This window comes from Streptomyces sp. NPDC059679, from assembly GCF_042734105.1.
In the GTDB taxonomy this organism is placed as follows: Bacteria; Actinomycetota; Actinomycetes; order Streptomycetales; family Streptomycetaceae; genus Streptomyces.
The window spans coordinates 1-25,718 of sequence record NZ_JBHWES010000010.1; the positions used below are offsets into that span (position 1 = coordinate 1).

Genomic DNA, 25,718 nt, shown 5'->3' on the forward strand with positions numbered 1-25,718 from the left:
GCCACGCAAAGACCACCCCACACCCGCTCCCACCCCGCTACACTCCCCACCCCCAGGCCGCTGACCAGCAGGAATGGAGAAGTCCGGCTGGAGTATTAGGCCTCCTGGGCCCCGTCCCCCGCAGGGGCCTTAGGGCGGCTCTCCGGCCTAAGGCCCGGGGCCAGCGCCAGTGTGACCGCGACGGAGGCCGCCGCCATCACGGCCATCGCCGTCGCGGGCGAGGTGTGCTGGGCGACGGCGCCCGCGAGGGTGGCCCCGACGCCCTGCATGGTGAGCATGCCCGAGAAGTGCAGCCCGAGCGCGTGCCCGCTCAGTTCCTCGGGGGTCAGGGCCATCAGCCGCTCCTGGAGCAGCAGGCTCGCCGCGAAGCCGATCGAGGCGAGGGTGACCGCGGCCGCCGCGAGCGGCAGCGCCGGGTGCAGGGCGAAGACCAGGTACGGGGCGGCGAGCAGCAGCCGCAGCGGGGCGCCGAGCCGTTCCCGCCACCAGGGCGGTACGAACCGGCCGGTCAGGGTATCGCCGACGAGCATGCCGAGGGAGGCGCAGGCCAGCAGCAGCCCCGCGTTCCGGGGTGCGTAGGGGACGAAGAGGGATTCGCAGCCGACGATCAGCCCGTTGGGCACCCACAGCGCGAGATAGACATAGCGGCGCGGCGCGGAGGACCACAGCCGGGCGTTGTCGCGCCAGGTCGCGGCGATCGACGGCCGCCCGGCGGCGCGCGGCGGCCGCCGGCCGAGCCCGAAGCGGGCGACGGCCGCGGCGGCGAGGTGGAGGGCGGCGGCGGTGAGCAGGGTGCCGCGCGGCGACAGGGTCGTCACCAGGACGCCGCCGACCGCGTAGCCGCAGATCTGGGTGGTGCCCGCGGACATGTTGAGCACGGAGCGACCGAGCAGATAGCCCTCCCGCGCCAGGATCTCGTTGAGCAGCCCGGAACGCACCCCGCCGCCCAGCGAGGCTGTCGCCCCGAGGACCAGGAGGACCGCAAAGACAGCTGCCAGCGGCAGGCCGGGGACCGCCTGGAGGGCGGTGCCCAGGGCGAAGAACAAGGCCAGGCCGCATATCGCCGCGCGCGGCGGCAGCCGGTCGGCGGCCGACAGCAGCACCGTCGCGCCGATCACCTGGGCCAGGTTGGGGCCGAACATGCTGAGAGCGGACAGCAGTGGTGAGCCGGTCGCCGCGTAGACCAGCGTGCCCAGGGCCAGGCCGCTCACCGTCGTGCCGGCCACCTGAAGGGTGCCGGTGAGGAAGAGCGGTGTGAACTCCGGTGCGGCGAAGAGCTCTCGGTAGGTGCGCATGGACCGGAGTCTCAGCGGTCCCCGCCCGTAGCCGTTACAGTTTCGCGCGCACGCGAAACGATGACGCGGAACCACGGGGCGGGCTGGGCGAAACGATGGGCTGGTGGCTGGTCAACGCGGACACGCTCGCCGGGAGCCGGTTCGTCGTCTCACCGCTCGCCGAGGCCATCGCGGGCCTGATCTCCCTGGAGCGGGGCGTGGCCGGGCACCCGGGCGAGCGCGCCTGGCTCGACGCCCATCTGCCCGCCTACCGGGCGCGGCTGGCCGGCGATCCGCTCACCGCGCTGACCGTACGGGCCGCCCTGGGGCACCGCTGGCTCGCGGACTTCCTCACCCCCACGCCCACCGGCGAGGGCGAGCCGGGCTTCGAGGAGGAGCTGGCGCGGATCCGCGAGACCCCGCCCGAGACCGCCCGCGCCAATCTGGCCGTATCGCTGCGCGGCCCGCTCCCCGACCCGCTGCGCCGCTCCGATCTCGCGGAGCGGTGCGCCGATGTCCTGGAGTGGGTGTGGACCGAGACGGTGCTGCCCACCTGGCCCCGGCGCCGGCGGATCATCGAGGCGGATGTGGTGGCGCGTACGGCGCGGCTGGGCCAGGGCGGCTGGGCGGCCGTGCTGAACGCCATGCGGCCGGGGATGCGGTGGCTCGGGGAGAGCCGGCTGCAGATCAATGTGTACGACAACCCGCCGCGGGAGATCTCGGGGGCGCGGCTGCTGTTCGTCCCGGTGACCCCGCACCACGGCTGGGTCTCCTGGGACGCTCCGCACCGTTACGCGGTGGTCTATCCCTGTTCGGGCGCGCTGGCCGAGGCGGACGGGGCCTCGGTGCCCGAGTCACTGGGCAAGCTGCTCGGACCGGCCCGGGCGGCCGTCCTCGTCCTGCTCGACACCCCGAAGAGCACCACGCAGCTCGTCGCGCTGACCGGCCAGGGGCTGGGGTCGGTGGGCCGCCATCTCAGGGTGCTGCTCGATGCCCACCTGGTGCGGCGGCGGCGTGCGGGGCGGTCGGTGCTCTACTACCGGACGGCCGCGGGTGAGGTATTGGTGACGGCTCAGGGGCGCGGTCAGGTGATGGCCCAGAAGCAGGGTCACCAGGGGCAGGGTCATCAGGGTCAGGATCCGGGTCAGCGGGGCTCGGCGCCTCGATGCTGATCCTCGGCAGCCACCGGTCCAGCCGCCGCGGCAGCCACCAGTTGGCCCCGCCCAGCAGATGCATCAGGGCGGGCACCAGGAGCGTACGGAGGACGAAGGCGTCCAGGGCGACGGCGGCGGCCAGGCCGATGCCGAACATCGCGATGATCCGGTCGCCGCTGAGTACGAAGGCCGAGAAGACGGCGATCATGATGACGGCGGCGGAGTTGATGACCCGGCTGGTCTCGGCGAGGCCGACTCGCACCGCGACCCGGTTGTCGCGGGTGCGCCGCCACTCCTCGTACATCCGGCTGACCAGGAAGACCTGATAGTCCATGGACAGCCCGAAGAGCACCGACACCATGATCACCGGCAGAAACGGCTCGATCGGACCGGCCCGGCCGAGCCCCAGCAGCTCGCTCCCCCAGCCCCACTGGAAGATGGCGACGACGACGCCGAAGGACGCGGCGACGGCGGCCACGTTCATGACCGCCGCCTTGACCGGTATGCCGATGCTGCGGAACGCGAGCAGCAGCAGGATGCTCCCGAGGCCCACGACCACGCCCACGAACAGCGGCAGCTTTCCGACGATCACCCTCGCGAAGTCGTCGTAGCCCGCGGTCAGCCCGCCGACGTACACCTTGAGCGAGGTGGCCTGCGCGGCCTGCGGCAGCACGTCACCTCCCAGCTGGTCGCGTAGCCGGGCGACCAGTTCGGAGGTGGCGCGCGACTGCGGGGCGGTCTCGGGGACCACCGTGATCAGCGCCGTGTCGCCGCTGGTGCTCAGGACGGACCCGCTCACCGAGGCGACGCCCTCGATACCGCGCAGGGTCTCGGGGAGCTTGCCGAAGGCAACCCGGTCGGCGGCGTCGTCGATGCGGCCGACGAGCGTCAGCGGACCGTTGAAGCCGGGTCCGAAGCCCTCGGCGAGCAGGTCGTAGGCGCGCCGGGTCGTCGCGGAGGCCGGGTCGTTGCCCTGGTCGGAGGTGCCCAGCCGGAGCGAGAGGGTGGGCAGCGCGAGGACCAGCATCACCACGACCGCGACGGCGGCGAGCAGCTTCGGGCGCCGCTCGACCAGGGCCGACCAGCGGGCCGCGAATCCGCCGCGGGCCCTGGTCCGCGGCCCGTGCGCGGCCAGTCGGCGCCGCTCGCGGCGGCTCAGGGCGCGGGGGCCGATCAGCCCGAGCAGCGCGGGCAGCAGGGTGACCGAGGCGGCGACGGTGAGCAGAACGGTCAGCGCGGCCGCGACCGCCACTCCGTTCAGGAAGCTCAGCCGCAACACCAGCATCCCCAGCAGCGCCATGCACACGGTCGCCCCGGCGAAGATCACCGCCCGCCCCGAGGTGGCCACCGCGCGCCGGGCCGCCTCGTCGACCGGCAGCCCGGCCTTGAGCCCCTGGCGGTGCCGGGTGACGATGAACAGCGCGTAGTCGATGCCCACGCCGAGCCCGATCAGCGTGCCGAGCATGGGCGCGAAGTCGGCGACGGTCATGGCGTGGCCGAGCAGCCCGACGCCCGCGTACGCGGTGCCCACGCCGACCACCGCGGTGGCGATCGGCAGCAGCGCCGCCGCGAGCGAGCCGAAGGCGAGGAAGAGTACGACGGCGGCCGCGGCGACCCCGATGGCCTCGCTGAGGTGAGCCGAGCCCGTCTGCTGGGCCGCGCCGATGCCCGCGCCGCCCATCTCCACCTCGAGCCCGTCGGCCGCCGCGGCACGGACGGTGTCGACCACCTCGCGGACCTGGGACTCGCCGAGTTCTGCGGCGGGCCGGTCGAAGAGGACCGTGGCGTAGGCGGTGTGCCCGTCGGCGCTGATCTGCGCCGTAGCCGCGCCGCGATCAGTGTTGTTGTACGGCCCGGCGACGGAGACGACGCCGGGCAGCTTCTCGACCCGCTCCAGCGCCGCCGTCATGTGCTGCCGTACATCCACCGCGCGTACCGTGCCCGCGTCGCGCGCCGTATGCCAGACGATCGTGTCGCTGTCCCCGGCCTGCTTCGGGAACTCCCGCTCCATCAGCTCGGAGACCCGCGCCGAGTCCGTGCCCGGGATGCCGTAGTCGTTCGAGTACGCGGACCCCGTGACCGCGGCCGCGACGGATACGCCCGCGAAGGCGGCCAGCCACAGCGCGATGACGACGAAGCGGCGCCTGAGGCACCACCGGGCGAGTGCGGCCATGGCCTGCTTTCCGGGGTATCGCGCCGAACCCCCCGGGCTCGCGGCGGGGGTGGGGCCGGGCCCGTGGCGACGCACGCACTGATGAACATATGAAGGCCCGCCGCGCGCCTGGGACCTGGACCGGCGGCGAACTCCTCATGCACTGTGACACCCGGAAGAGATCCTTTGTCCCCTTTGTGGACTTCCCCACACCGCTTACGGGAATGAGGTCCGCCACCTGTCAGCGGCCGCTCACCAGCGCCTCGCCCACGCTCGTGCGCGCGTAGAGCACCACCCGCCCGGTGCGGTGCGCGCTCACCAGACCCGCCGCGCGCAGCGCCGTCAGATGCTGCGAGACGCCGCCCGGGGACAGGCCGATGCGGCGGGCGAGGTCCGTGGTGGAGGCGGGGGCGGCCAGTTCGGCCAGCAGCAGGGCGCGGGTGCGGCCGAGCACACCGGCCAGGGCGTCGGAGCACTGCTGGGGGCGCTGCTCCCACAGGGTGCCGATACCGCGCGGCGGATAGCGCAGATTGGGCTGCCAATCCGCGCTGTCGAGGGTGGAGAAGATCCGCGGCCAGACGAACGCCGAAGGGACGAGCAGCAGCCCCCGCCCGTCCAGCCGCCGCACCCCGCGGATACAGCGGTGGGCCATCTGCAAGGTGCCCGAGTCCCAGGTGAGCTGCGGATCGAGGTCGTCGAACAGGCGCCGGGCGCCGCCCTCCGCGAAGCGCCTGGCCCGGTGCAGGATGTCGCTCTCGAACAGGGTGAGAATGCGCGGCCAGTACGGCGCGAGCGCCACCTCCCAGTACCCGGCGATCACCTCCGCCAGCCGGTCGAGACCGCGCCTGGGGTCCTCGCGCAGCGCGGCGACGCCCGTCTCCGCCCCCGCTGATGTCGTCCGCAGCAAATGGGGCGGGGTGGCGCGCAACGCCGCCAGCTCCACCTCGAGCGAGGGCTGCGGGGTGGTGGGCGGCGGCACGAGGAAGCCGGGGATGCTCGCGGTGGGCACGGCGATCAGACGGGACAGCGGCGCCAGGTCCAGCCGCGCGGCCGCGAGCCCGGTCCGCACCTGCTCGGTCCACCGCCGGTGCATACCGTGCTCGTCGGCGCCCTTGAGGACGCGCACGCTGGCCACCACCTCCCACAGCGGGGATATGGCGAAGCGGGTGCGGGCCACGTCCTCGGCCGAGAACTCGATCTCCAGTGTGTCGCCCGCGGCCCGCGGCTCGTGCCTCATTCAGCTGAGGCTAAATCATTGGTACGCGGCCGCAGCCCCCGGCAACGTACCCGTCATGTCCATGGAATCCCCCTGGCGGCTGCGCGACTTCCGGACCCTGTTCACGGCCACGGCGCTCAGCCAGCTCGGCACGAACATCGGCTATGTCGCCATCCCGCTGATCGCGGTGTCCGCCCTCGACGCGAGCCCCGGTCAGGTCGGCCTCCTGGCCACGCTGAGCACCGCCGCGTTCCTCGTCATCGGCCTGCCCGCCGGGGCCTGGGTGGACCGGATGCGGCACCGCCGGGTGCTGATCGCCGCGGATCTGACGCGGGCCGCTCTGTTCGCGTCCGTGCCGGTGGCCTGGGCGCTGGACGCCCTCACCCTCCACCAGCTGTACGCCGTCGTCCTGCTGAACGGCGGCGCCACGGTGTTCTTCGACGTGGCTTCGCAGAGCTTTCTGCCGCAGCTCGTCGGCCGCGACGGGCTGGTACGGGCGAACGCAGCGGTGGTCGGCCTCCAGGCCGCGGGCAATGTGGCGGGCAGAGGCGCGGGCGGCGCGCTCGTACAGCTGCTCACGGCGCCGCTCGCCGTGGTCAGCGTGGGGGCGTGCTACCTCGCCTCGGCGCTCCGGCTCACCGGCATCCGGCGTACGCCCACGCCGCCGGCCGACCCCGGGCGGCGGCCCGCCCGGCTGTGGGCACAGATCGCCGAGGGGCTGCGGCACGTCCTGCGCGACCGGGAACTGCGTGCCCTCGCGCTCACCGCGTCCCTCACCAACCTCGGCTCGCAGCTGATCAACACCCTGCTCCCGGTGCTGTTCACCCGCGAACTCGGCCTGTCCGCCGGGGTGCTGGGCGCGTACTGGGCGGTGGGCGGGGTCGGCATCTTCCTCGGCGCCCGCTGCGCCCGCGCCGCCGCCCGGCGCCTCGGCTACGGTCGCGCCCTGTCCCTGGTCGGCGTGTGCCTGGCGCCGGCCGCGCTGCTCATCCCGCTCATCGGCCGGGGCCCCTGGATCTGGGCGGCCGGGGCGGGATGGCTGCTGGCCACGTTCAAGATCGGCCTCGACAACGTCCTGGGCGTCAGCCTGCGCCAGCGTCTGACGCCCGACCCGCTCCTCGGCCGCATGAACGCCACCTTCCGTTTCATGCTCACCGGCGCGATCGCCATCGGCTCCGCCGCGGCGGGCCTGATCGGCCAGTTCGCCGGGGTGCGCCCCGCGCTGTGGGTCGGCGGCTGCCTGCTGGCGCTCGCCTTTCTGCCCGTCTTCCTCTCCCCGGTACGCACCCGCCGGGAACTGCCGCAGCAGGCGGGCCTTCCCCCGCAGCACGATTCCCGCCCCCTGGTGACGGAGTGACGTATGTGACGGAGTGACGTGTGCGAAGTAGCGAAGCGTTCGCGGCTATTGTTCCGTCATAGGCGATTTGCTGCGCTAAGGGATGGTTGCCGCGCTGTTGACCGCCGCCGCGCCGCGCGAGCCGGGAAAGGAACCCGCACACGCATGAGCACGCCCTCCCCCGCCGGCCGCCGCCCGCGCATCGGTATCGGCGGCGTCTGCGCCCCGTCCGTCACCTTCAGCCCGCACCGCACCGGGTACGACGACTTCCGCGTCACCCGCGGCGCGGAGCTGTGGGACCGCTACCCCTGGGCCCGGCCGGACAGCGAGCTCAGCGGCCCGGTGGAGTGGGTGCCGCTGGTCCACGCCGAGGCCCCGCCGGGCGGACCGGTCGAGCCGGAGGCGTACGACCGCCTCAGGACCGAACTGGTCGACCGCATACGGCAGGCAGGCCCCCTCGACGGCCTGGTCCACGACCTCCACGGCGCGATGAGCGTGACCGGCCTGGAGGACGCCGAGGCCGATCTGACCGACGCGGTACGCGATGCCCTCGGCCCCGGCGTGCTGATCTCCGCCGCGATGGACCCCCACGGCAACGTCTCGCGCCGGCTCGCCACCCGGCTGGACCTGATCACCGCACACCGCCTCGCCCCGCACCAGGACGCCGCCGCCGGGACCCGCGAACGCGCCGCCCGCAAGCTCGTCGAACGCCTCGTCGCGGGCAGGGGCCGCCCCCACCTGGCCTGGGTGCAGGTGCCCGTCCTGCTGCCCGCCGAGCGCACCAGCCCCCGGCTGGAACCCGCCAAGTCGCTGTACGGGCGGCTGGGCTCCATCGAGGAACTGGACGGCATCGTGGACGCGGCCGTCTGGGCCGGCTGCCCCTGGGCCGACGAACCGCGCTGCAAGGCCGCCGTCGTCGTCACCGGCGACGACCCCGCCCTCACCGTCGAACAGGCGCGCTCGCTGGCCAAGGAGTACTGGGACCTGCGCCGCGACTTCGTCTTCCCCGCCCCCGCCGCCGACGCCGACACCTGCGTCGAAGCGGCCGTCGCCTCCGGAGCCCGCCCCTTCCTGATCACCGACTCCGGCGACAACCCGGCGGCGGGCGGCGCGGGTGACATCGCGTACATGCTGCGCCGCCTACTGGCCAACGAGGCTCTGGCCACCGGCCGTGCCACGGCACTGCACGCCGGCATCACCGACCCGGCGGCGGTCGCGCGATGCTTCGCGGCGGGCGTCGGCGCGACGGTGCGCCTGTCGGTCGGCGGCCCGTACGCCCCGTACGAGCCGTACGAGCTCACCGGGGAGGTCGTGGCCCTACGCGAGGCGGAGGATATCGGCGGCGCCCTGGCCGCCGTACGCCACGGCGGGGTGACCACGGTCCTGGTCAGCCGCCGCAAGCCGTTCCGCACCCGCGCGGACTTCGGCGGGTTGGACCCGCGCGGATACGACCTACTCGTCGTCAAGGCAGGCTGTCCGGCCCCGGAGCTCTACGACCTGGCTGCCGACTGGCACCTGGCCCTCACCCCTGGCAGCGTCGACCAGAACCTCCCCCGCTTGGGCCACCACCACCTGGAGCGCCCGCTGTTCCCCTTCGACCCCGACATGCCGGCCCCGGACCTCACACCGGAACTGCTGTAGGGGTGCCTGTACGCGAAAACGCACGCGGCGGGGTGTGGATGACACCCCGCCGCGTGCGTCGCAAGCGATATCAAGCGATACCGCTCAGCCCTGGACGCCCAGCTTCTCCAGGATCAGCTCGCGCACGCGGGCCGCGTCGGCCTGGCCGCGCGTGGCCTTCATGACCGCGCCCACCAGCGCGCCCGCCGCCGCGACCTTGCCGCCGCGGATCTTGTCGGCGATGGCCGCGTTGCCCGCGATGGCCTCGTCGACGGCGGCGCCGAGCGCGCCCTCGTCCGAGACGACCTTCAGGCCGCGGGCCTGGACGACCGCGTCCGGGTCGCCCTCGCCCGCCAGCACGCCCTCGATGACCTGGCGCGCCAGCTTGTCGTTGAGCGAGCCCTCGGCGACCAGGGCGCATACGCGCGCGACCTGGACCGGGGTGATCGGCAGCGACGCGAGGTCGACGCCGTCCTCGTTGGCCCGGCGGGCCAGCTCGCCCATCCACCACTTGCGCGCCGACGCGGCGTCCGCGCCCGCGTCGATGGTGGCGGTGATCAGGTCGATCGCGCCCGCGTTGAGGACGGACTGCATCTCGTGGGCCGAGATGTCCCACTCCTCGCGCAGCCGGGTGCGGCGCACCCGCGGCAGCTCCGGCAGCGTGCCCCGCAGCTCCTCCACCCATTCACGCGACGGCGCGACCGGCACCAGGTCGGGCTCAGGGAAGTAGCGGTAGTCCTCCGCCTCCTCCTTGACCCGGCCGGACGTCGTGGAGCCGTCCTCCTCGTGGAAGTGACGGGTCTCCTGGATCACCGTGCCGCCGCCGCCGAGCACAGCGGCCTGGCGCTGGATCTCGAAGCGGGCCGCGCGCTCGACGGAGCGCAGCGAGTTGACGTTCTTGGTCTCGGAGCGGGTGCCGAACTTGTCGGCGCCGTGCGGCCGCAGCGACAGGTTCACATCGCACCGCATCTGGCCCATCTCCATGCGCGCCTCGGAGACCCCGAGCGCCTTGATGAGCTCGCGCAGCTCCGCGACATACGCCTTGGCGACCTCCGGGGCCCGGTCCCCGGCCCCCTCGATCGGCTTGGTGACGATCTCGATGAGCGGGATACCGGCCCGGTTGTAGTCGAGGAGGGAGTGCTGGGCGCCGTGGATACGGCCCGTCGCGCCACCCACGTGGGTGGACTTGCCGGTGTCCTCCTCCATGTGGGCGCGCTCGATCTCGACCCGGAAGACCTCGCCGCCGTCGATCTCGACGTCCAGATAGCCGTTGAAGGCGATCGGCTCGTCGTACTGCGACGTCTGGAAGTTCTTCGGCATGTCCGGATAGAAGTAGTTCTTCCGGGCGAAGCGGCACCACTCGGCGATCTCGCAGTTCAGCGCGAGGCCGATCTTGATTGCGGACTCGACGCCGGTCTCGTTGACGACCGGGAGCGAGCCGGGCAGGCCGAGGCAGGTGGGGCAGGTCTGCGCGTTGGCCTCGGCGCCCAGCGCCGTGGAGCAGCCGCAGAACATCTTGGTCGTGGTGCCGAGCTCGACGTGAACCTCGAGCCCCATCACGGGGTCGTAGGCGGCGAGGGCGTCCTCGTACGACACCAGTTCAGTGACGGTCACAGAAAACTAACCTCTCAGTCCGCCAGGACGTCGTCGTCGCCCATGCGCTTGAGCTCACGGACGAGCAGAGCGACGGTGGTGACGATCGCGGCGGCCGAGACCACCGCGTCGACCAGCTGCAGCTTGTCGTTCTCGGATCGGGCCTTCTTGACCTGCTTGGCCACGCTGACCGCGCCGAAGAGCGCGGAGCCGATGGACAGGTAGGTGCCGGGCTTGGACTTCTTGAAGCTCTTGGCCTTCTTGATCGCACTCATAGTGACTGTGCCTCCTCGAGCAGCGGGTGCCCCCACTTGTCGACGAACGCGGCCTCGACCGCGGCGCCGACCTTGTAGAGCCGATCATCGGCCAGGGCGGGGGCGATGATCTGCAGGCCGACCGGCAGACCGTCCTCGGGCGCCAGGCCGCAGGGCAGTGACATGGCCGCGTTCCCCGCGAGGTTCGCCGGAATGGTGCACAGGTCGGCCAGATACATCGCCATCGGGTCGTCGACGCGCTCGCCGATCGGGAAGGCGGTGGTCGGGGTGGTCGGCGAGACCAGCACGTCCACCTGCTCGAAGGCGCGCTGGAAGTCCTGGGTGATCAGGGTGCGGACCTTCTGCGCGGAGCCGTAGTACGCGTCGTAGTAGCCGGAGCTCAGCGCGTACGTGCCCAGCATGATCCGGCGCTTGACCTCGGCGCCGAAGCCCTCCGCGCGGGTGAGCGCGGTGACGTCCTCGGCGGACCGCGAACCGTCGTCGCCGGCCCGCAGGCCGTAGCGCAGACCGTCGAAGCGGGCCAGGTTGGACGAGCACTCGGACGGCGCGATCAGGTAGTACGCGGCCAGCGCCTTGTCGAACGACGGGCAGGACAGCTCCACGACCTCGGCGCCGAGCTCGCGCAGCAGCTCCACCGACTCGTTGAAGCGCTGCACGACGCCGGGCTGGTAGCCCTCGCCGCTGAACTCCTTCACCACGCCGATGCGCATACCGCGCACGCTGCCGTTGCGCGCGGCCTCGACGACCGGCGGGACCGGGGCGTCGATGGAGGTGGAGTCGAGCGGGTCGTGCCCGGCGATGACCTCGTGCAGCAGCGCCGCGTCCAGCACGGTCCTGGCGCACGGGCCGCCCTGGTCCAGGGACGAGGAGAAGGCCACCATGCCGTAGCGGGACACCCCGCCGTACGTCGGCTTGACGCCGACCGTGCCGGTCACGGCGGCGGGCTGGCGGATCGAGCCGCCGGTGTCGGTGCCGATCGCGAGCGCGGCCTGGAACGAGGCGAGCGAGGCGGAGGAGCCGCCGCCGGAGCCGCCGGGGATACGGGTGAGGTCCCACGGGTTGTTGGTGGGGCCGAACGCGCTGTTCTCGGTCGAGGACCCCATGGCGAACTCGTCCATGTTGGTCTTGCCGAGGATCACCACGTCCGCGTCCTTCAGGCGGGTGACCAGCGTCGCGTCGTACGGCGGGATCCACCCTTCGAGGATCTTGGAACCGACCGTGGTCGGGATCCCCTTGGTGGTGAAGATGTCCTTGAGCGCGAGCGGAACACCGGCCAGCGGGCCGAGCTCCTCGCCGCGGGCGCGCTTGTCGTCCACGGCGCGGGCCTGCGCCAGCGCGCCCTCGCGGTCGACGTGCAGGAACGCGTGCACCTTCTCGTCGACCGCCTCGATACGGGTCAGGTGCGCCTCGGTCACCTCGACGGCGGTGACCTCGCCGGAGGCGATCTTCTCGGCGATGCCGGATGCGGTGAGCTTGTTCAGGTCAGCCATGCGAGTCACTCCTCCCCCAGGATCTGCGGCACCTTGAATCGCTGCTGCTCCTGGGCGGGGGCGCCGGACAGCGCCTCCTGCGGGGTCAGCGACGGACGGACGACGTCCGGACGCATGACATTGGTCAGCGGCAGCGGGTGAGAGGTCGGCGGTACGTCTTGGTCGGCGACCTCGGAGACGCGGGCGACCGCGCCAATGATGTCGTCGAGCTGTCCGGCGAAGTGATCGAGCTCTTCGTCCTTCAGCTCCAGACGCGCCAGCCGGGCGAGGTGGGCGACCTCCTCGCGCGTGATGCCAGGCATGCAGCGATCCTCAGGGTGAGTGTGGAGAGTTTTCGCCCCAATCCTATGGCTCCGGCCACGCCAGGAGCGAAACGCTTTCCCCTTCCCGTCCCCGAGCTGCGCCCGGGGGGGGTCCGGCCCGGCTGAGTGACCGGCTATGTGACCGGCTGATCCGCGTCTTCTTCGGCCGGGGCGGCCGTCGCGGTGGCCGGGGTCGGGGTCGGGGCCGGGGCCGTGGGCGTGGGCGGGGCGGGGGGCGTGGTCGGGGGTGGGGTTGAGTCCTCGCGGTGCCAGCCGCGTTCGCCGCGGGCCCGCAGCCACGCCGTCGTCTCGTCGGGCGGCATCGCCGCCGCGACGAGCCAGCCCTGCACCGCGTCGCAGCCGAGATCCCGCAGCCGCTCCCAGGTCTCGTCGTCCTCGACGCCCTCCGCGACGACGAGCAGCCCCAGCGAATGGGCGAGGTCGACCGTGCAGCGGACGATCTCCGCGTCCTCGTTGTCCACGGCCAGCCGGGCCACGAACGACCGGTCGATCTTGAGCTCGCTCACCGGCAGCCGCCGCAGATGGACCAGCGAGGAGTAGCCCGTGCCGAAGTCGTCGAGGGACATCCGCACGCCGTGTCCGGTGAGGCTGGCCAGCGTGTCGGCGGCGCGCTGCGGGTCTTCGAGCAGAACGTGCTCGGTGATCTCCAATTGCAGCGCGCCGGCCGGGACGCCGTGGCGGGCGAGCCGCCCGGCGACCGCGCCGGCGAAGCCGGGGGTGTGCACATCGCGGGGCGAGACGTTGACCGCGACGGGTACGTCCAGGCCGTCGGCGCGCCAGCGGGCGACTTGGCCGAGCGCGGTCTCCAGGACGTACTCGGTGAGCCGGGGCATCAGCCCGGAGGTCTCGGCCATGGAGATGAACTCGTCCGGGGGCACCCGACCCCGGTCGGGGTGGACCCACCGGACGAGCGCTTCGAGGCCGGCGACATGGCCGTCGAAGCCGACCTTGGGCTGGTAGTGGAGCTCGACGTCGCCCGCGTCCAGCGCCCGCCGCAGATCGCCGAGCAGGCCGAGCCGGTCGGGGGTGTTGCCGTCGCGGCGGGCCTCGTACAGCTCGACGCCGCTGCGGTCGCGCTTGGCCTGGTACATGGCGACGTCCGCGCGGCGCAGCAGCCCTTCGGCGTCGAGGGCGTGGTCGGGGTAGACGGCGACGCCGGCGCTGGCTTCGAGGACGAGGGTGAGTCCGTCCAGGTCGAGCGGTGAGCCGAGGTCGCCGACGAGGCTGCGGGCCGCGCGCTGGGCGCTGGTGAGCGAGTCGGTGGTGGGCAGCAGCACCGCGAACTCGTCGCCACCGAGCCGCGCGACCTCCGCCCCGCCGGGCAGTGCCAGCCGCAGCCGGTCCGCGATTTGCAGGAGCAGCCGGTCGCCCGCCAGATGGCCCAGGGTGTCGTTGACCGAGCGGAAGCGGTCGAGGTCGAGCAGGACCAGGGCGCTGCGCGTACCGCTTCGCTCGGCTTCGTCCAGCGCGGTCCAGGTGCGTTCGAGCAGCCACTGGCGGTTGGGCAGTCCGGTGAGCGGGTCGCGCAGCTGCTCCTCGGCGCGCACCCGGGCGATCCACAGCGTGGAGTCGAGGGCGATCAGGGGCACCGCGAACAGCGGGAGCAGCAGCGGCATCTCGTCGGCGACGACGACGATGAGCGGAGCGATGCCGAGCAGTGCGATGCCGACGAGGGCCTGTCGGACGAGGGCGGTGCGGGCGAGGGTGGGCAGTCCGGCGCCGGGCGGGGCGAGGGAGTACCAGAGGAGGGCGCGGGTGACCGCGAGATAGCCGAAGGCGGCGAGGGCCGTCTGGGGGATGGCGGACATCTCCCAGCTCGCCGGCCGCCAGGGGTGCTCGACGGTGGGGACGGTGCCGAAGGCGGCGAGGGTCAGGGCGGCCGCGCCGACGCCGAGGATGTCGACCGCGCCGTGCAGCGCCGCCTGCCGCCAGCGGTGCCGCCGGGCGGCGCCGACCAGGACGACGACGGCGAGGCTGACAAGACCGGCGGGGAGCCAGCCGAACAGCAGCAGCGCGGCCAGGGTTAATGCGGAGCCGGATCCGGTGCCGCCCCACCAGCGGTCGCGGCCCATGGCGACGAGATGGCCGACGATGATTCCGGTGAGGACGGCGAGGGACCAGCCCACTGTGCCGTCGGGAAAGAGCGCATGGCCCGCGTCGAGCACCCGGAATACCCCGATGCCGAGTGCGAAAGCGGCCATGGCGACCGCCGCGGCGGGCAGCGCGGGCACTACGAGCCGGCGCAGCCGCGACGCCGGGGCGGCGCTTTCGGTCGGTTTCATACCCGTCCCTCTCACAGCCGGCGGTGCCAGCGCCACGGCAGGCGCACACCATCAACAGTAGGCGGCAGATGGCTTTGCCGGGCGGCGATCGGCGACGGTTGCCCGAATGCCGCCCGACGATCCATAACCATCTGGTATGCGCTGTAAGGGTGATGCCCGCTCGCTATGCCCGGGAAGTGCTCCCGGTCGTATTCCGGCCAGGTTGGACCGGAACCCGCTCGGTACTCCACCGGACAGTTCCGCCGGACGGGTGATGTGGAGTCATGTGGGTGATGGAGAGTGATGCGGAGTCATGTGGGTGATACGGAGTCATGCCGAGTCATCCGTACTCCGTACTACTCCACACCACTCCACAGGTTGTCAGCGCGGCACTACTCCGCAGGCGTCACCGCAGCCTCTCTCGCGGCCTCGGGCCCCTGTTCGAGGAGGACCGCAAATCCATCCTCATCGAGCACGGGAACCTTCAACTGCATGGCTTTGTCGTACTTCGATCCTGGATTGTCGCCGACAACAACAAAATCTGTCTTCTTCGAAACGGAACCCGCGACTTTGGCACCACGGTTCTGCAGCGCCTCCTTCGCCCCGTCCCGAGTGTGCGTTTGCAGGGTGCCCGTGACCACGACGGTGAGCCCTTCGAGCGGACGCGGCCCCTCGTCCTCGGGCGCCTCCTCCTCCAGCAGCACTCCGGCCCGGCGCCACTTCTCCACGATCTCGCGGTGCCAGTCCTCGGCGAACCACTGCTTGACCGAGGCCGCGATGGTGGGGCCCACGCCCTCCACGGCGGCCAGTTCCTCCTCGCTCGCCTCGGCGATCCGGTCCAGCGAGCGGAACTCACGGGCCAGCGCGGCCGCCGCGACCGGCCCGACATGACGGATCGAAAGGCCGGTGATGATACGGGCCAGCGGGCGCTGCTTGGCCGCCTCGATGTTGTCCAGCATGGCGAGGGTGTTCTTCTTCGGCTCGCCCTTCTGGTTGGCGAAGAAGGTGACGACTTTCTCCTCGCCGGTCTTGGGGTCGCGCTTGGGCAGTCCGCTGTCCGGGTCCAGTACGTACGACGTGATGGGCAGCAGCTGTTCGACCTTCAGATCGAACAGATCGCCCTCGTCCTTCAGCGGCGGTTCGGCGGGATCCAGCGGCTGGGTGAGCGCCCCGGCGGCTACATAGCCGAAATTCTCGATGTCCAGACACTTGCGGCCCGCGAGGTAGTAGACCCGCTCGCGGATCTGCGCCTGGCAGTATCGGGCGTTGGGGCAGCGCAGATCGACATCGCCCTCCTTCATCGGCTGCAGCGCAGTGCCGCACTCCGGGCACTCGGCGGGCATCACGAACTCCCGCTCGCTGCCGTCCCGGAGATCGACCACCGGCCCCACAATTTCCGGAATGACATCGCCCGCTTTACGCAGCACCACCGTGTCGCCGATCAGCACGCCTTTGGCCTTGACGACGTCTTGATTGTGCAGAGTCGCGAATTCGACTTCCGAGCCCGCCACCGTGACCGGCTCGACCACGGCGAACGGAGTGACGCGCCCGGTCCGCCCGACACCGACCCGGATGTCGACCAGTTTGGTGTTGACCTCTTCCGGCGGGAACTTCCAGGCGATGGCCCAGCGCGGCGCCCGCGAAGTGGAGCCGAGCCGCCCCTGGAGCGGGATCTCATCGAGCTTGACGACGACGCCGTCGATCTCGTGCTCCAGCGAATGCCGCCGCTTGGGGTCCCCGTAATACGCGATGTACTCGCTGACGGCGTCGAGCGAATCCACGACCTTGAAGTGGGCCGCGGTCGGCAGCCCCCACTCGTGCAGCAGCTCGTACGCCTGCGACTGCCGGTCGATGTCGAAGCCCTCGCGCGCGCCGATGCCATGGACCACCATGCGCAGCGGGCGGCTCGCGGTGACCTTGGGGTCCTTCTGGCGCAGCGAGCCCGCCGCCGCGTTTCTCGGGTTGGCGAAGGGCGGCTTCCCGGCCTCCACCAGGCGCGCGTTCAGCTCCTCGAAGCGCGCCCCGGGGAAGTAGACCTCGCCGCGGACCTCCACCAGCTCCGGGATGCGGTCGCCCTTGAGACGGTCGGGGATCACGGAGATCGTCCGCACATTGGGCGTGATGTCCTCGCCGGTGCGCCCGTCGCCGCGGGTGGCGGCGCGGGTCAGCCGGCCCCGCTCGTACGTGAGGTTGACCGCGAGGCCGTCCACCTTGAGCTCGCACAGGAAGTGATACCCGGTGTCCCCGAGCTCCCTGACGATGCGGTCGGCCCAGCCGGACAGCTCCTCGCCGTCGAACGCGTTGTCCAGGCTGAGCATCCGCTCGCGGTGCTCGACCTCCGTGAAATCGGTCTCGTACGCCCCCGCGACCTTCTGGGTCGGCGAGTCGGGCGTCCTGAGCTCCGCGTACTCCTCCTCCAGCGCCTCCAGCTCGCGCAGCAGGCGGTCGAACTCGGCGTCGCTGACGATCGGGGCGTCCTTGACGTAGTACCGGAAGCGGTGCTCCTCGACCTGCTCAGCGAGCTTGGCGTGCTTGTCCCGTGCCTCGGCGGGCACTGTCGACTGTTGTTCGCCGGCCACCGTGTCGTCCTCCCGTTACTCAGGGTTGTCCGCGAGCGATCTCGCCGCCCGGACGCAGTGGGCCAGCGCGGCGCGCGCGTACGCGGGCGAGGCGCCCGCGAGGCCGCACGACGGGGTGACCACCACGGACTCGGCAAGAGTCCCCGGTGACAGCCCCAGCCTGCGCCACAGCGTCCTGACACCCATGACGCTACCGGCAGGGTCCGACAATGGGGCATCCGTGCCCGGCACCGCGCCGACGAACAGCGCGGTGCCGCCCTCGACGGCCTCCCCGATCGCCTCCTCCTCACGCTCCGTGAGCAAGGAGAAGTCGAACGACACCCCGGTGGCCCCAGCCCTGCGCAGCAGCCCGAAGGGCACGCCGGGCGCGCACGAGTGGACGACCACCGGCCCGTCCGTCACCGCGATCACATCCCGCAGCGCCCCCTCCAGCACGCCCCGGTCCACCGCCGCGTAGGTGCGGTAGCCGCTGGCCGTACGGACCCGCCCGCGCGCCACCGCCATCAGGCCCGGCTCGTCGAGCTGCAGCACCACCTGGGCCCCGGGGACCCGGCGCCGCACCTCCTCCAGATGGGCGCGCAACCCCTCGGCGAGCGAGGCGGTCAGGTCCCGGCAGGCGCCCGCGTCGTTCAGCGCGGCCTCTCCGCCGCGCAGTTCGAGCCCGGCGGCCAGGGTCCAGGGCCCGACGGCCGACACCTTGAGCGCGCCCTGGTAGCCCTGGGTGAACTCCTCCAAGGCGTCCAGGTCCTCCCTCAGCCAGGCGCGCGCCCGCCGGGTGTCGCGCCCGGGGCGGTCGCTGATCCGCCAGCCGCTCGGCTCCACATGCGCGTACACCTCGACCAGCATCCCGGCGGTCCGCCCGATCATGTCCGCGCCGGGCCCGCGCGCGGGCAGCTCGGGCAGGTACGGCAGCGTCTCCAGCGACCCGGTGACGGTCTTGGCGGCCTCCCGCGCGTCGCCGCCCGGCATCGACCCGACGCCGGTCGCGGCGCCCGCGCCCCAGCGCGGCTTGGTGGTGGTGTTCGCGTCGTTCGCGTCGTTCGGGTCCGGGGTGCTCTTCTCGCTCACCCCGGAAGAGTACGAGCCGCGGGGCCTCCGACGTGAACCGCTCCGTCGGCTCGCGGCGCCCGCAGGCCGAACCAGGCCAGCAGGGCTGCGGCCGCGTACGCCCCTCCGGCCAGCGCGAAGCAGGCCGCGACGCCCGCGTACCAGCCGCCCGCGCCCGCGAGCACCGCGCCCATGGCGGCGATGCCGACCAGCGTGCCGATCTGCCGGTTCGCGTTGAGCGTGGCCGAGCCGATGCTCGCGTGCTCGCGCCCGGCGGCGTCCATGAGGGCGCCGGTCATCGCCGGGGAGGCGACGCCGAGGCCGGTGTTGAAGACGCCCAGGATCACGGCCAGCACCCAATAGGGCAGCTCCGGGGAGATGACGACCGCGAGGGCGATCGTCCCGGCCGCCGTGTACAGCAGCGACCCGGCGAGCGCGGCCCGGTTGCCCAGCCGGTGCCCCACCTTGGCGTACAGGACGTTGCCGAGCAGGAAGACCATCTGGGTGGGGAGTAGTTGGAGGCCCGCCTCCATGGGGCTCGCGCCGCGCGCGTTCTGGAGGAAGAGCCCGAGCACGAACATCGCGCCGTAGCAGCCAAGGTTGAAGAGGAAGCCGACGGCGTTGGCAGTCGAGAAGTGTGCGCCTGCGAAGAGCTCGCCGGGCAGCACCCGGGCCGTCGTCCCCGCGGCCCGCTCCCGTACCGCGAAGGCGGCTCCGGCCAGCAGCGTGACCGCGAACGCGGCCAGCACCGGCGTCGCGCCCCACCCCGTCTCCGGCCCCTGGATCAGGCCGTAGGCGAGCGCCGCGAGCGCGACCAGACCGAGCGCGTGCCCTGCCCCGCCCAGCGGCATGGGGCGGCCGGGCAGCGGCGCGACATAGCGCCGCGCGAGCACCAGGGCGGCGAGCCCGACGGGCAGGTTGACCAGGAAGATGCTGCGCCAGCCCAGCCCGCCGACCAGCAGCCCGCCGACCGCGGGGCCCACTCCGGCCGCCGTCGAGACGATCGCGGACCAGAGGCCCAGCACCCGGGTGCGCTCCGGGCCGCCCGGGAAGGCGTTCATGAGGAGGGTGAGCGAGCTCGGCATGAACAACGCGGCCCCGGCCCCCTGCGCCAGCCGCCCGGCCACCAGCACCCCGGCGACCGGGGCCACCGCGCACACCAGCGAGGCCGCGGTGAACAGCCCGAGCCCGACCAGATAGATCCGCCGCGCCCCGTAGCGGCCCGCCAGTGACCCGGCGAGCAGCAGCAGGGACGCGAAGACGAGGACGTAGCCGTCGACGACCCAGGTGAGGCCGGAGAGGGACAGCTCCAGGCCGGACCGCAGCTGGGGCCCGGCGACGTTGATGATCGTCACGTCCAGGGTCGCCATCACGAACCCGAGGGCCAGCGCGAGGAGTTGCACGCCCGGCCGCTCCGTCCCCGCGTGCTGTGCCGCGTCCTCTTGCCTCTGCCGTGCTCTCTCCGTACGAGTGATCATGCGCGAAAACTTATAGCTGTATCCATTACAGCTGCAATAGATACAGCTATAACTTTACTGACGGCATACGAAGGCCCCCGGGACCCGCACCGCGAGACTCCCAGGGGCCTTGCCTCCCGAGCCGCCTTCCCGCCTACCCCACCCGGTCGAGCGCCTTCAGCAGCTGCGTCCGCAGCTCATGACGCCCCTCGTCGGTCAGGTGGTCAAGCGGCGAGTCCTTCCCCATCCGCCGCAGCAGATCCAACCGCAGCTCCCGCCCCGCGTCGGTCAGGACCAGTTGCTTGGCCCTGCGGTCCGTGGGGTGCGGCTGCCGTACGACCAGCCCCTGCTTCTCCATCTTGTCGATCACATACGTCACGTTCGGCGGCTCACAGCACAGCACCCCGGCCAGCTCCCGAGCCGTCTTGGGCTCCCCCAGCTCCTCCAGGGCCTTCGCCTGAGTGGGGGTGAGGCCGAACTCGGCGATCCGGCTGCGCCGGTGCGCGTCCATCCGCCGGGACAGCTCGGTGACGAGCCCCCGGATCTCCCTGACCCCGCACCCCGCCCGCTCGGCGGTCGCGCTCGCTTCGGCTTCGCTGCTCACCTGGTCAGCGTACGTCGGCGGGCGCGGTACGCCGCCGTACGTATCGGGGCTCCACGCGCACATGTGTCAGGCGAGCGGCCGCACCGACAGATCGGTGATCTCCGCCTCGCGCGGCAGATCGAGGGCCGTGAGCACCGTGGTCGCGACGGACCCGGCCGTCATCCAGCGCTCCGGGTCGTAGTCCTTGCCCTCCTGCTGATGCACCTTGACCTGCATCGGCGTCGCCGTACGCCCCGGATAGACGGTCGTCACCCGCACCCCGTTGCCGCTCTCCTCCCAGCGCAGCGCGTCGGCCAGCGCCTTGAGCCCGTGCTTGCTCGCCGCGTACGCACCCCACTGGGCGTTGGCCCGCAGCCCGGCTCCGGAGTTGACGAAGACCACATGTCCCTGCGCCGCCCGCAGCTGCGGCAGCATCAGCCGGGTCAGCTCGGCCGGCGAGACCAGGTTGACGGCGAGCTGGCGGGTCCACAGCTTGGGGGTCAGCTCACCGACCTCGCCGAGGTCCACCACCCCGGCGATGTGCAGCAGCGAGTCGAGCCGTTCGGGCAGCTCCTGATGCCCGAACGCCCACGACAGCTTGTCCGGGTCCGCCAGGTCACCGACGACCGTACGGGCCCCGGGAAAGCGCCCCGCCAACTCCCGCGCCCGCCCGGCGTCGCGGGCCAGCAGCCACAGTTCCTCGCCCCGCTCGGCCAGCCGCTCGGTCACGGCCTCGCCGATACCCGAACCTGCTCCAGTGATCAGATGCGTTCCCATGCCCCCAGCATGCCGCACCGGGCCGGGCCCTCCGGGGTGGGCAGGTCGCCCCGCCTACGTTCACCCGCCTCTGATGCCGGCTGCCATCCGAGGTGTCGCTCGAAGTGCCGCTCAGCCAGTGCCGGAGGTGCCATCGGGCTCGGTCGACCGCGCGTCCAGCCGGTCCTGGATGTGCTGGGCCTTTGCGTCACGGCGCTGGGCGCGGTACAGGTCAAGGGCCAGGAGCCGGTTCTCCCGGGCCTCCTCGGCCCGGCCCAGGGCCTGCTGGGCGTCGGCGATATGGGCGAGGGTGTCGGCCTCGTCGTACGCGTTGCCCGCCTCGCGGAACAGCTCCAGGGCCTCGCCGTAATGGTCCAGCGCCCGGTCATGGCGGCCGGTGTGGTGGGCGATGTAACCGAGACTGTCCAGGGTCGAGGCCCCGGCGCCCCGGCCGGCCTCGGCACGGAACAGCGCCAGGGCCCGCTCGCAGTGGTCGCGGGCCTCCTCGAAGCGGCCCAGCTGGGCGTGGCACCAGCCGACCGCGTTGAGCTGGCCCGCCTGCCAGACCGGATTGCCGAGCCCTTCATACAGGCGCAGGGCCTGGCCCGCATGGCTCAACGCGGCCTCTTTGTCGCCCTGTTGCTCCCAAACCCAGCCAAGGGTGCGATGTGTATGGGCCTGGCCGGGTACATCGCCGGCCTCCTCGTACACCGCCAGGGCCCGGCCGAGATGGTCCAGGGCCTCGGCGCCCCGTCCCAGGTGTGAGGCGGCCTGGCCCAGGCGCCAGTGGGCGAGCGCCCGCGCGGGCGGATGTCCCTGCCGCTCGGCGGCGGTGAGCCCCGCCCGCCAGACCCTGAGGTGATCCCGGAAGTGCGCACCGCGCCAGTGGTAGGAGATCAGCGTCCAGGCCAGTTGCCAGACCGGGCTGTGCCATTCCTGCTTCAGGGCCAGCCGCTGGGCGGCGAGAAGGCAGGCGTGTTCGGCGCCGAGCCAGTCCAGGGCCGCGCCGGGGTCCTCGAGACGGACCGGGACGCAGCCGGGCGCGGGCGGGTCCAGCTCGGGTCGGAACGGCGTGTTCGGCCCGTCCACCAGGCTGTTGGCGGCGAAGGCGGTGTGCAGATAGAAGTCGACCAGCCGCCGCAGCGCCTCCGTACCCCGCCCAGGCTCGGCGGCCTGACCGCATTCGGCCGCGTAGAGCCGGACCAGATCGTGCATCCGGTAGCGGGCCGGGGTGTACCGCTGGACCAGGTGCGCGGCCTCCAACTCGCCGAGCAGTACGCGGGTACGGGGCGCGCCGAGCCCGGCGAGGGCGGCCGCGGCGGACAGGTCGATGTCGGGGCCGGGCGCCAGGCCCAGCAGCCCGAACAGCTCGGCCGCCGGGGCGGAGAGGGCGCGGTGCGAGGCGGCGAAGACGGCGCGCAGATTGGCCGTCAGATCGCCGGTGTCCAGCGCGTCCAGCCGGGTCGCCGTCTCCCGCAACTCCTCGGCGAGCGCGGCGAGGGGCAGCTCGGGGTGGGTGGCGGCGCGCGCGGCCACGATCCCCAGAGCCAGCGGCAGGCCCGCGCAGTGCTCCAACAGCGCCTCCACCGCGTCCGGTTCGGCCTCGACCCGCCCGGCCCCCAGGTGCCACACCAGCAGCTCGCGCGCCTCGGCCGGCCCGAAGACGTCGAGCGGCAGCGGCAGCGCGCCGTGCGTGGTGACCAGGGACGTGAGCCTGGAACGGCTGGTCACCAGCACGGTGCAGCCGGGGCTGCCGGGCAGCAGCGGCCGCACCTGCCCGGCGTCGCGGGCGTCGTCCAGTACGACCAGCACGCGCCGGCCCGCCAGCAGGCTGCGGTACAGCGCGGTCTGCGCGTCCAGGTCCACGGGGATGATGTCGGGCGCGACGCCGAGCGCGTCCAGGAAGCCCCGGACCGCGACCGGCGGCGGCACCGGTTCCGCCGCCGGGTCGAAGCCTCGCAGGTTGACGTACAGCTGCCCGTCGGGGAACCGCGCCATGTTCTCGTGCGCCCAGCGGACCGCCAGCCAGGTCTTGCCGACCCCGCCGATCCCGCCGATCGCCGAGATCACGACCGTCTCGCCGCCCGCCTCGGCCTCGGCACGCACGTCGCACACCTCGCTCAGCCGCAGCAGCTCCCGCGCGCGGCCGGTGAAGGCGGGCGGCGGCGCGGGGAGCTGACGGGGTACGGGGATGCGGGGCGGGGCGGACGGGAGCGCGGAGTGTTCAGGCGGCGCAGAAGGTAAAGGCGGTTCGAGCGCGGGGTCCGCCTCCAGAATCCGCTGGTGCAACAGCTCCAGTGGCTGGCTGGGGCCGATGCCCAGCTCGTCGACCAGCCGGTGCCGGGTGCGCCGGAAGTGCTCCAGCGCCTCGGCCGGGCGGCCGCACCGGTACAGCGCGAGCATCAGCTGCCCCGCCAGCCGCTCGTCCAGCGGCCGCTCCCCGGCCCGGGTGAACAGCCCGGCCAGCAGCTCCCCGTGGCGCCCGCGGCGCAGCGCGGCGTCGTTACGGTCCAGCTCGGCCGCGAACCGCTCCTGGCCGAGGGTGTCGCGCAGCGCGTTGAACCAGGGCGTGTCGATCGCGCCGAAGGCATCGCCGCGCCACAGCCCGAGCGCCTGCTCCAGCAGTGCCTCGGCCCGTACGCCATCGGCCGCCCCGCGGGCCTCGCCGACCAGCTCACGGAAGCGGTGCAGATCGATGACCGCCGCCTCGGCCGCCAGGACGTAGCCCCCCGCCGCCTTCCCGATCCCCACCCCGGCTGGCGACAGAGCGATCCTCAGCCGCGACAGATAGCTGTACAGCGCCGTACGGACCCGCTGCGGCGGCCGGTCCCCCCAGACCCGGTCCGCGAGCTGATCGACGGAGACCGAACGGTTGACGTCGACGAGCAGCGCCGCCAGAACGGACCGCTGCCGCACATGTCCGAGGTCCAGCGGCCGATCGTCGACCCAGACCTCGATGCCCCCCAATAACCCGAACCTGACCGCCATTTCGCCCCCACCCGTGGAAACAGCCTGCCTTGTGACGGTCCATCCGACCAGCAGGTTCAAGCTCTGCACAAGGTTCACGCAACGCCTGCCCGAAAGACTCTTCTGTGCGGTGCCCGGTCGGGGGGCGGGTGCCGACACCCCTCACCCGTGCGCCGCCGCCCCGCCACCCCGGCGCGGCGGCGCACGGGCCTGGGCCCGCGGAACCGCCCCGGCGGATGCCGAACCGGCGCGTACGGCGTGGACCGGCGCGGGGTTCCACCGAATTCCCGCCCGAACACCGAATGGGGGATGCGTCTGCCATGGACGTGACACGTCGAACACTTCTCCGCGGCCTATCCGCCGCTCCGCTCGCCGCGGCCGCCGGCGGCCTGGTGCTTCCGTCCACGGCGCAAGCGGCTTCTTCCGCGGCGGCGTCCCAATTCCGGGTGTCGATGCGCGAGCACCCGCTGGAGCCGACCAGCTACACCTATCCCTCGGCGATCGCCGGCCTCGCCAACGAGCTCGCTGCCGCACCCCTGGTCCAGGAAGTACTGCGGAACGCGGACCGCAAGGCAGTGGCGAATCCACGCTGGCCCGCGGGGACCAAGCCGAGCAGGCTCGCATACTCCTTCGGCTGGGACCCGGAGAAGAACGACGGCACCACTGGGCAGTGGTATCCGCAAGGCGTGTCCAGCAGCTACGACGCCTACCACGGGCCCATTCCGGGCACGAACACGGACGCGGAGAAGCGGGCGGTCCTGGTGTCCTGGTACGCGAAGGGCGCCATCTGGAACCGCGGGGCGCGCGTCACTTTCGTCGATGTGACCGTCCCGAGCAGGCCGCGATACCGCCACGTCCTGCTGGTGGAGCCGAAGAAGTCCGCCGGTGAGCCGTATGACTTCTCACCCGTCGGGGTCCACGCGGGTGGCATCGCCTGGTACGGGGACAGGCTCTACCTCGCCGACACGCGCGGCGGCTTGCGCGTGTTCAACGTCAACCAGATGTTCAAGGTTGCCACGCCGCCGAAAAACTGGTGCGGCTACCGCGCCATGGACAAGAAGTACTACGCGTACGACTGCCAGTACGTGCTCCCGCAGAGCCGCGCCTACGACAACGCGGGAGCGGCACTCATCTACTCCCAGGTCTCGGTGGACCACTCGACCGCGCAGCCCTCCCTTCTGGTGAGCGAGTTCCGCCGCAGTGGTAAGTGCCGGGTCGTGCGCTGGTACATGAACCCCCAAACCAGCTCCATCACGTCCGAAGAGGCCGTGGGACAGCGGACGTTCAACCGTCTGAAGGTCCAAGGGGCGGTCAGCGTGGACGGCAGGTACTACTTCTCGGTCAGCGATGGCCCCAACAACCGAGGAAGTCTGTACCGGTCCCGACGCGGCAGAATCACACCCATGCGGCACGGGTACCTCTCGATCGGCCCCGAGGACCTCAGCTACGACGGGGACCGGGACGGCATCTGGGGGCTCGGCGAGTACCCGCGCAAGCGCCATGTGTACGTGGTGGGCCGCTGAGCCGCGACCCGTCGTCCGGGTGCGTGGGGCCCCCCCCCCGGGGCCCCCCGCCCCGCGGGGAAAGGGCCCGGGGGGGCCACGCGGGCCCCCCCCGCGCCCCCCAGAAGACCCC

The 25,718-nt window shown here is 72.4% G+C and carries 17 protein-coding genes and 1 pseudogene; 4 read left to right on the plus strand and 14 right to left on the minus strand.

Annotated features, from left to right (window positions below; genetic code table 11):
* Positions 1 to 95: 95 nt before the first annotated feature.
* On the minus strand, positions 96 to 1,295 hold the full coding sequence (locus tag ACFV2X_RS13840) for an MFS transporter (protein ID WP_385615569.1): 1,200 nt from the start codon (positions 1,293 to 1,295) through the stop codon (positions 96 to 98).
* Between the two features lie 95 nt (positions 1,296 to 1,390).
* On the opposite strand from ACFV2X_RS13840, the pseudogene ACFV2X_RS13845 reads away from it, so the two are divergent.
* Positions 1,391 to 2,359, plus strand: a pseudogene (locus tag ACFV2X_RS13845) (ArsR/SmtB family transcription factor); the annotation flags it as partial.
* Here the strand turns inward: ACFV2X_RS13845 and ACFV2X_RS13850 are convergent.
* Both ACFV2X_RS13850 and ACFV2X_RS13855 read right to left on the minus strand, forming a co-directional pair.
* On the minus strand, positions 2,250 to 4,601 hold the full coding sequence (locus ACFV2X_RS13850) for an MMPL family transporter (protein WP_385615572.1): 2,352 nt from the start codon (positions 4,599 to 4,601) through the stop codon (positions 2,250 to 2,252). The pseudogene ACFV2X_RS13845 and the gene ACFV2X_RS13850 overlap by 110 nt on opposite strands.
* A 220-nt stretch (positions 4,602 to 4,821) precedes the next feature.
* Positions 4,822 to 5,817, minus strand: coding sequence for a helix-turn-helix domain-containing protein (locus ACFV2X_RS13855; RefSeq protein ID WP_385615574.1), 996 nt, complete (start codon positions 5,815 to 5,817; stop codon positions 4,822 to 4,824).
* A gap of 55 nt (positions 5,818 to 5,872) precedes the next feature.
* Here ACFV2X_RS13855 and ACFV2X_RS13860 point away from each other — a divergent pair, with 55 nt between their 5' ends.
* Together ACFV2X_RS13860 and ACFV2X_RS13865 are read left to right on the plus strand one after the other, a co-directional pair.
* The gene (locus ACFV2X_RS13860) at positions 5,873 to 7,153 is read left to right on the plus strand and encodes an MFS transporter (protein WP_385615577.1); all 1,281 of its coding nucleotides are present in this window, start codon (positions 5,873 to 5,875) and stop codon (positions 7,151 to 7,153) included.
* A 144-nt stretch (positions 7,154 to 7,297) separates the two neighbouring features.
* Positions 7,298 to 8,773 carry a M81 family metallopeptidase gene (locus ACFV2X_RS13865; protein WP_385615579.1) on the plus strand — a complete coding sequence of 492 codons (1,476 nt, stop codon included), beginning with the start codon at positions 7,298 to 7,300 and terminating at the stop codon, positions 8,771 to 8,773.
* Between the two features lie 84 nt (positions 8,774 to 8,857).
* On the opposite strand, the gene gatB is transcribed toward ACFV2X_RS13865, so the two are convergent.
* From gatB to ACFV2X_RS13920, 11 genes are all read right to left on the minus strand, one after another.
* Positions 8,858 to 10,366, minus strand: coding sequence for an Asp-tRNA(Asn)/Glu-tRNA(Gln) amidotransferase subunit GatB (gene gatB / locus ACFV2X_RS13870; protein ID WP_385615580.1), 1,509 nt, complete (start codon positions 10,364 to 10,366; stop codon positions 8,858 to 8,860).
* A gap of 14 nt (positions 10,367 to 10,380) precedes the next feature.
* Complete coding sequence (locus tag ACFV2X_RS13875; RefSeq protein WP_089510980.1) at positions 10,381 to 10,620, minus strand: hypothetical protein; 240 nt, start codon at positions 10,618 to 10,620, stop codon at positions 10,381 to 10,383.
* Positions 10,617 to 12,110 carry an Asp-tRNA(Asn)/Glu-tRNA(Gln) amidotransferase subunit GatA gene (gene gatA / locus ACFV2X_RS13880; protein WP_385615583.1) on the minus strand — a complete coding sequence of 498 codons (1,494 nt, stop codon included), beginning with the start codon at positions 12,108 to 12,110 and terminating at the stop codon, positions 10,617 to 10,619. Before gatA ends, ACFV2X_RS13875 begins: the two co-directional genes overlap by 4 nt.
* A 5-nt stretch (positions 12,111 to 12,115) precedes the next feature.
* A complete protein-coding gene (gene gatC, locus ACFV2X_RS13885; protein ID WP_089510982.1) occupies positions 12,116 to 12,412 on the minus strand; it encodes an Asp-tRNA(Asn)/Glu-tRNA(Gln) amidotransferase subunit GatC in 297 nt (98 codons plus the stop codon).
* 134 nt (positions 12,413 to 12,546) lie between these two features.
* Complete coding sequence (locus ACFV2X_RS13890) at positions 12,547 to 14,715, minus strand: putative bifunctional diguanylate cyclase/phosphodiesterase (protein WP_385615585.1); 2,169 nt, start codon at positions 14,713 to 14,715, stop codon at positions 12,547 to 12,549.
* Positions 14,716 to 15,086: 371 nt separating this feature from the next.
* Positions 15,087 to 17,273: an NAD-dependent DNA ligase LigA gene (gene ligA, locus ACFV2X_RS13895; protein ID WP_385615587.1), complete on the minus strand. Its 2,187-nt coding sequence runs from the start codon at positions 17,271 to 17,273 to the stop codon at positions 15,087 to 15,089.
* A 15-nt stretch (positions 17,274 to 17,288) separates the two neighbouring features.
* On the minus strand, positions 17,289 to 18,341 hold the full coding sequence (locus tag ACFV2X_RS13900) for a methionine synthase (RefSeq protein WP_385615589.1): 1,053 nt from the start codon (positions 18,339 to 18,341) through the stop codon (positions 17,289 to 17,291).
* Positions 18,338 to 19,798 carry an MFS transporter gene (locus tag ACFV2X_RS13905; RefSeq protein ID WP_385615591.1) on the minus strand — a complete coding sequence of 487 codons (1,461 nt, stop codon included), beginning with the start codon at positions 19,796 to 19,798 and terminating at the stop codon, positions 18,338 to 18,340. The genes ACFV2X_RS13900 and ACFV2X_RS13905 overlap by 4 nt, the downstream gene beginning before the upstream one ends.
* Positions 19,799 to 19,931: 133 nt before the next feature.
* Positions 19,932 to 20,381: a MarR family winged helix-turn-helix transcriptional regulator gene (locus ACFV2X_RS13910; protein WP_385615593.1), complete on the minus strand. Its 450-nt coding sequence runs from the start codon at positions 20,379 to 20,381 to the stop codon at positions 19,932 to 19,934.
* Positions 20,382 to 20,447: 66 nt separating this feature from the next.
* Positions 20,448 to 21,137: an SDR family oxidoreductase gene (locus ACFV2X_RS13915; RefSeq protein ID WP_385615596.1), complete on the minus strand. Its 690-nt coding sequence runs from the start codon at positions 21,135 to 21,137 to the stop codon at positions 20,448 to 20,450.
* 111 nt (positions 21,138 to 21,248) lie between these two features.
* Positions 21,249 to 24,104 carry a BTAD domain-containing putative transcriptional regulator gene (locus ACFV2X_RS13920; RefSeq protein ID WP_385615599.1) on the minus strand — a complete coding sequence of 952 codons (2,856 nt, stop codon included), beginning with the start codon at positions 24,102 to 24,104 and terminating at the stop codon, positions 21,249 to 21,251.
* A gap of 299 nt (positions 24,105 to 24,403) precedes the next feature.
* On the opposite strand from ACFV2X_RS13920, the gene ACFV2X_RS13925 reads away from it, so the two are divergent.
* Entirely contained in the window at positions 24,404 to 25,606 is a 1,203-nt protein-coding gene (locus ACFV2X_RS13925) for a hypothetical protein (protein WP_385615602.1), read from the plus strand.
* The last annotated feature ends 112 nt before the right edge of the window (positions 25,607 to 25,718 follow it).

Bases quoted from the DNA above. Each gene is read 5' to 3' on its own strand.
- ACFV2X_RS13875 (WP_089510980.1), bottom strand. From the start codon at position 10,620: ATGAGTGCGATCAAGAAGGCCAAGAGCTTCAAGAAGTCCAAGCCCGGC.
- ACFV2X_RS13890 (WP_385615585.1), bottom strand. From the start codon at position 14,715: ATGAAACCGACCGAAAGCGCCGCCCCGGCGTCGCGGCTGCGCCGGCTC.
- ACFV2X_RS13850 (WP_385615572.1), bottom strand. From the start codon at position 4,601: ATGGCCGCACTCGCCCGGTGGTGCCTCAGGCGCCGCTTCGTCGTCATC.
- ACFV2X_RS13905 (WP_385615591.1), bottom strand. From the start codon at position 19,798: ATGATCACTCGTACGGAGAGAGCACGGCAGAGGCAAGAGGACGCGGCA.
- ACFV2X_RS13920 (WP_385615599.1), bottom strand. From the start codon at position 24,104: ATGGCGGTCAGGTTCGGGTTATTGGGGGGCATCGAGGTCTGGGTCGAC.
- ACFV2X_RS13860 (WP_385615577.1), top strand. From the start codon at position 5,873: ATGTCCATGGAATCCCCCTGGCGGCTGCGCGACTTCCGGACCCTGTTC.
- gatA (WP_385615583.1), bottom strand. From the start codon at position 12,110: ATGGCTGACCTGAACAAGCTCACCGCATCCGGCATCGCCGAGAAGATC.
- ACFV2X_RS13915 (WP_385615596.1), bottom strand. From the start codon at position 21,137: ATGGGAACGCATCTGATCACTGGAGCAGGTTCGGGTATCGGCGAGGCC.
- ACFV2X_RS13840 (WP_385615569.1), bottom strand. From the start codon at position 1,295: ATGCGCACCTACCGAGAGCTCTTCGCCGCACCGGAGTTCACACCGCTC.
- ACFV2X_RS13855 (WP_385615574.1), bottom strand. From the start codon at position 5,817: ATGAGGCACGAGCCGCGGGCCGCGGGCGACACACTGGAGATCGAGTTC.
- ACFV2X_RS13865 (WP_385615579.1), top strand. From the start codon at position 7,298: ATGAGCACGCCCTCCCCCGCCGGCCGCCGCCCGCGCATCGGTATCGGC.
- ACFV2X_RS13925 (WP_385615602.1), top strand. From the start codon at position 24,404: ATGGACGTGACACGTCGAACACTTCTCCGCGGCCTATCCGCCGCTCCG.
- gatC (WP_089510982.1), bottom strand. From the start codon at position 12,412: ATGCCTGGCATCACGCGCGAGGAGGTCGCCCACCTCGCCCGGCTGGCG.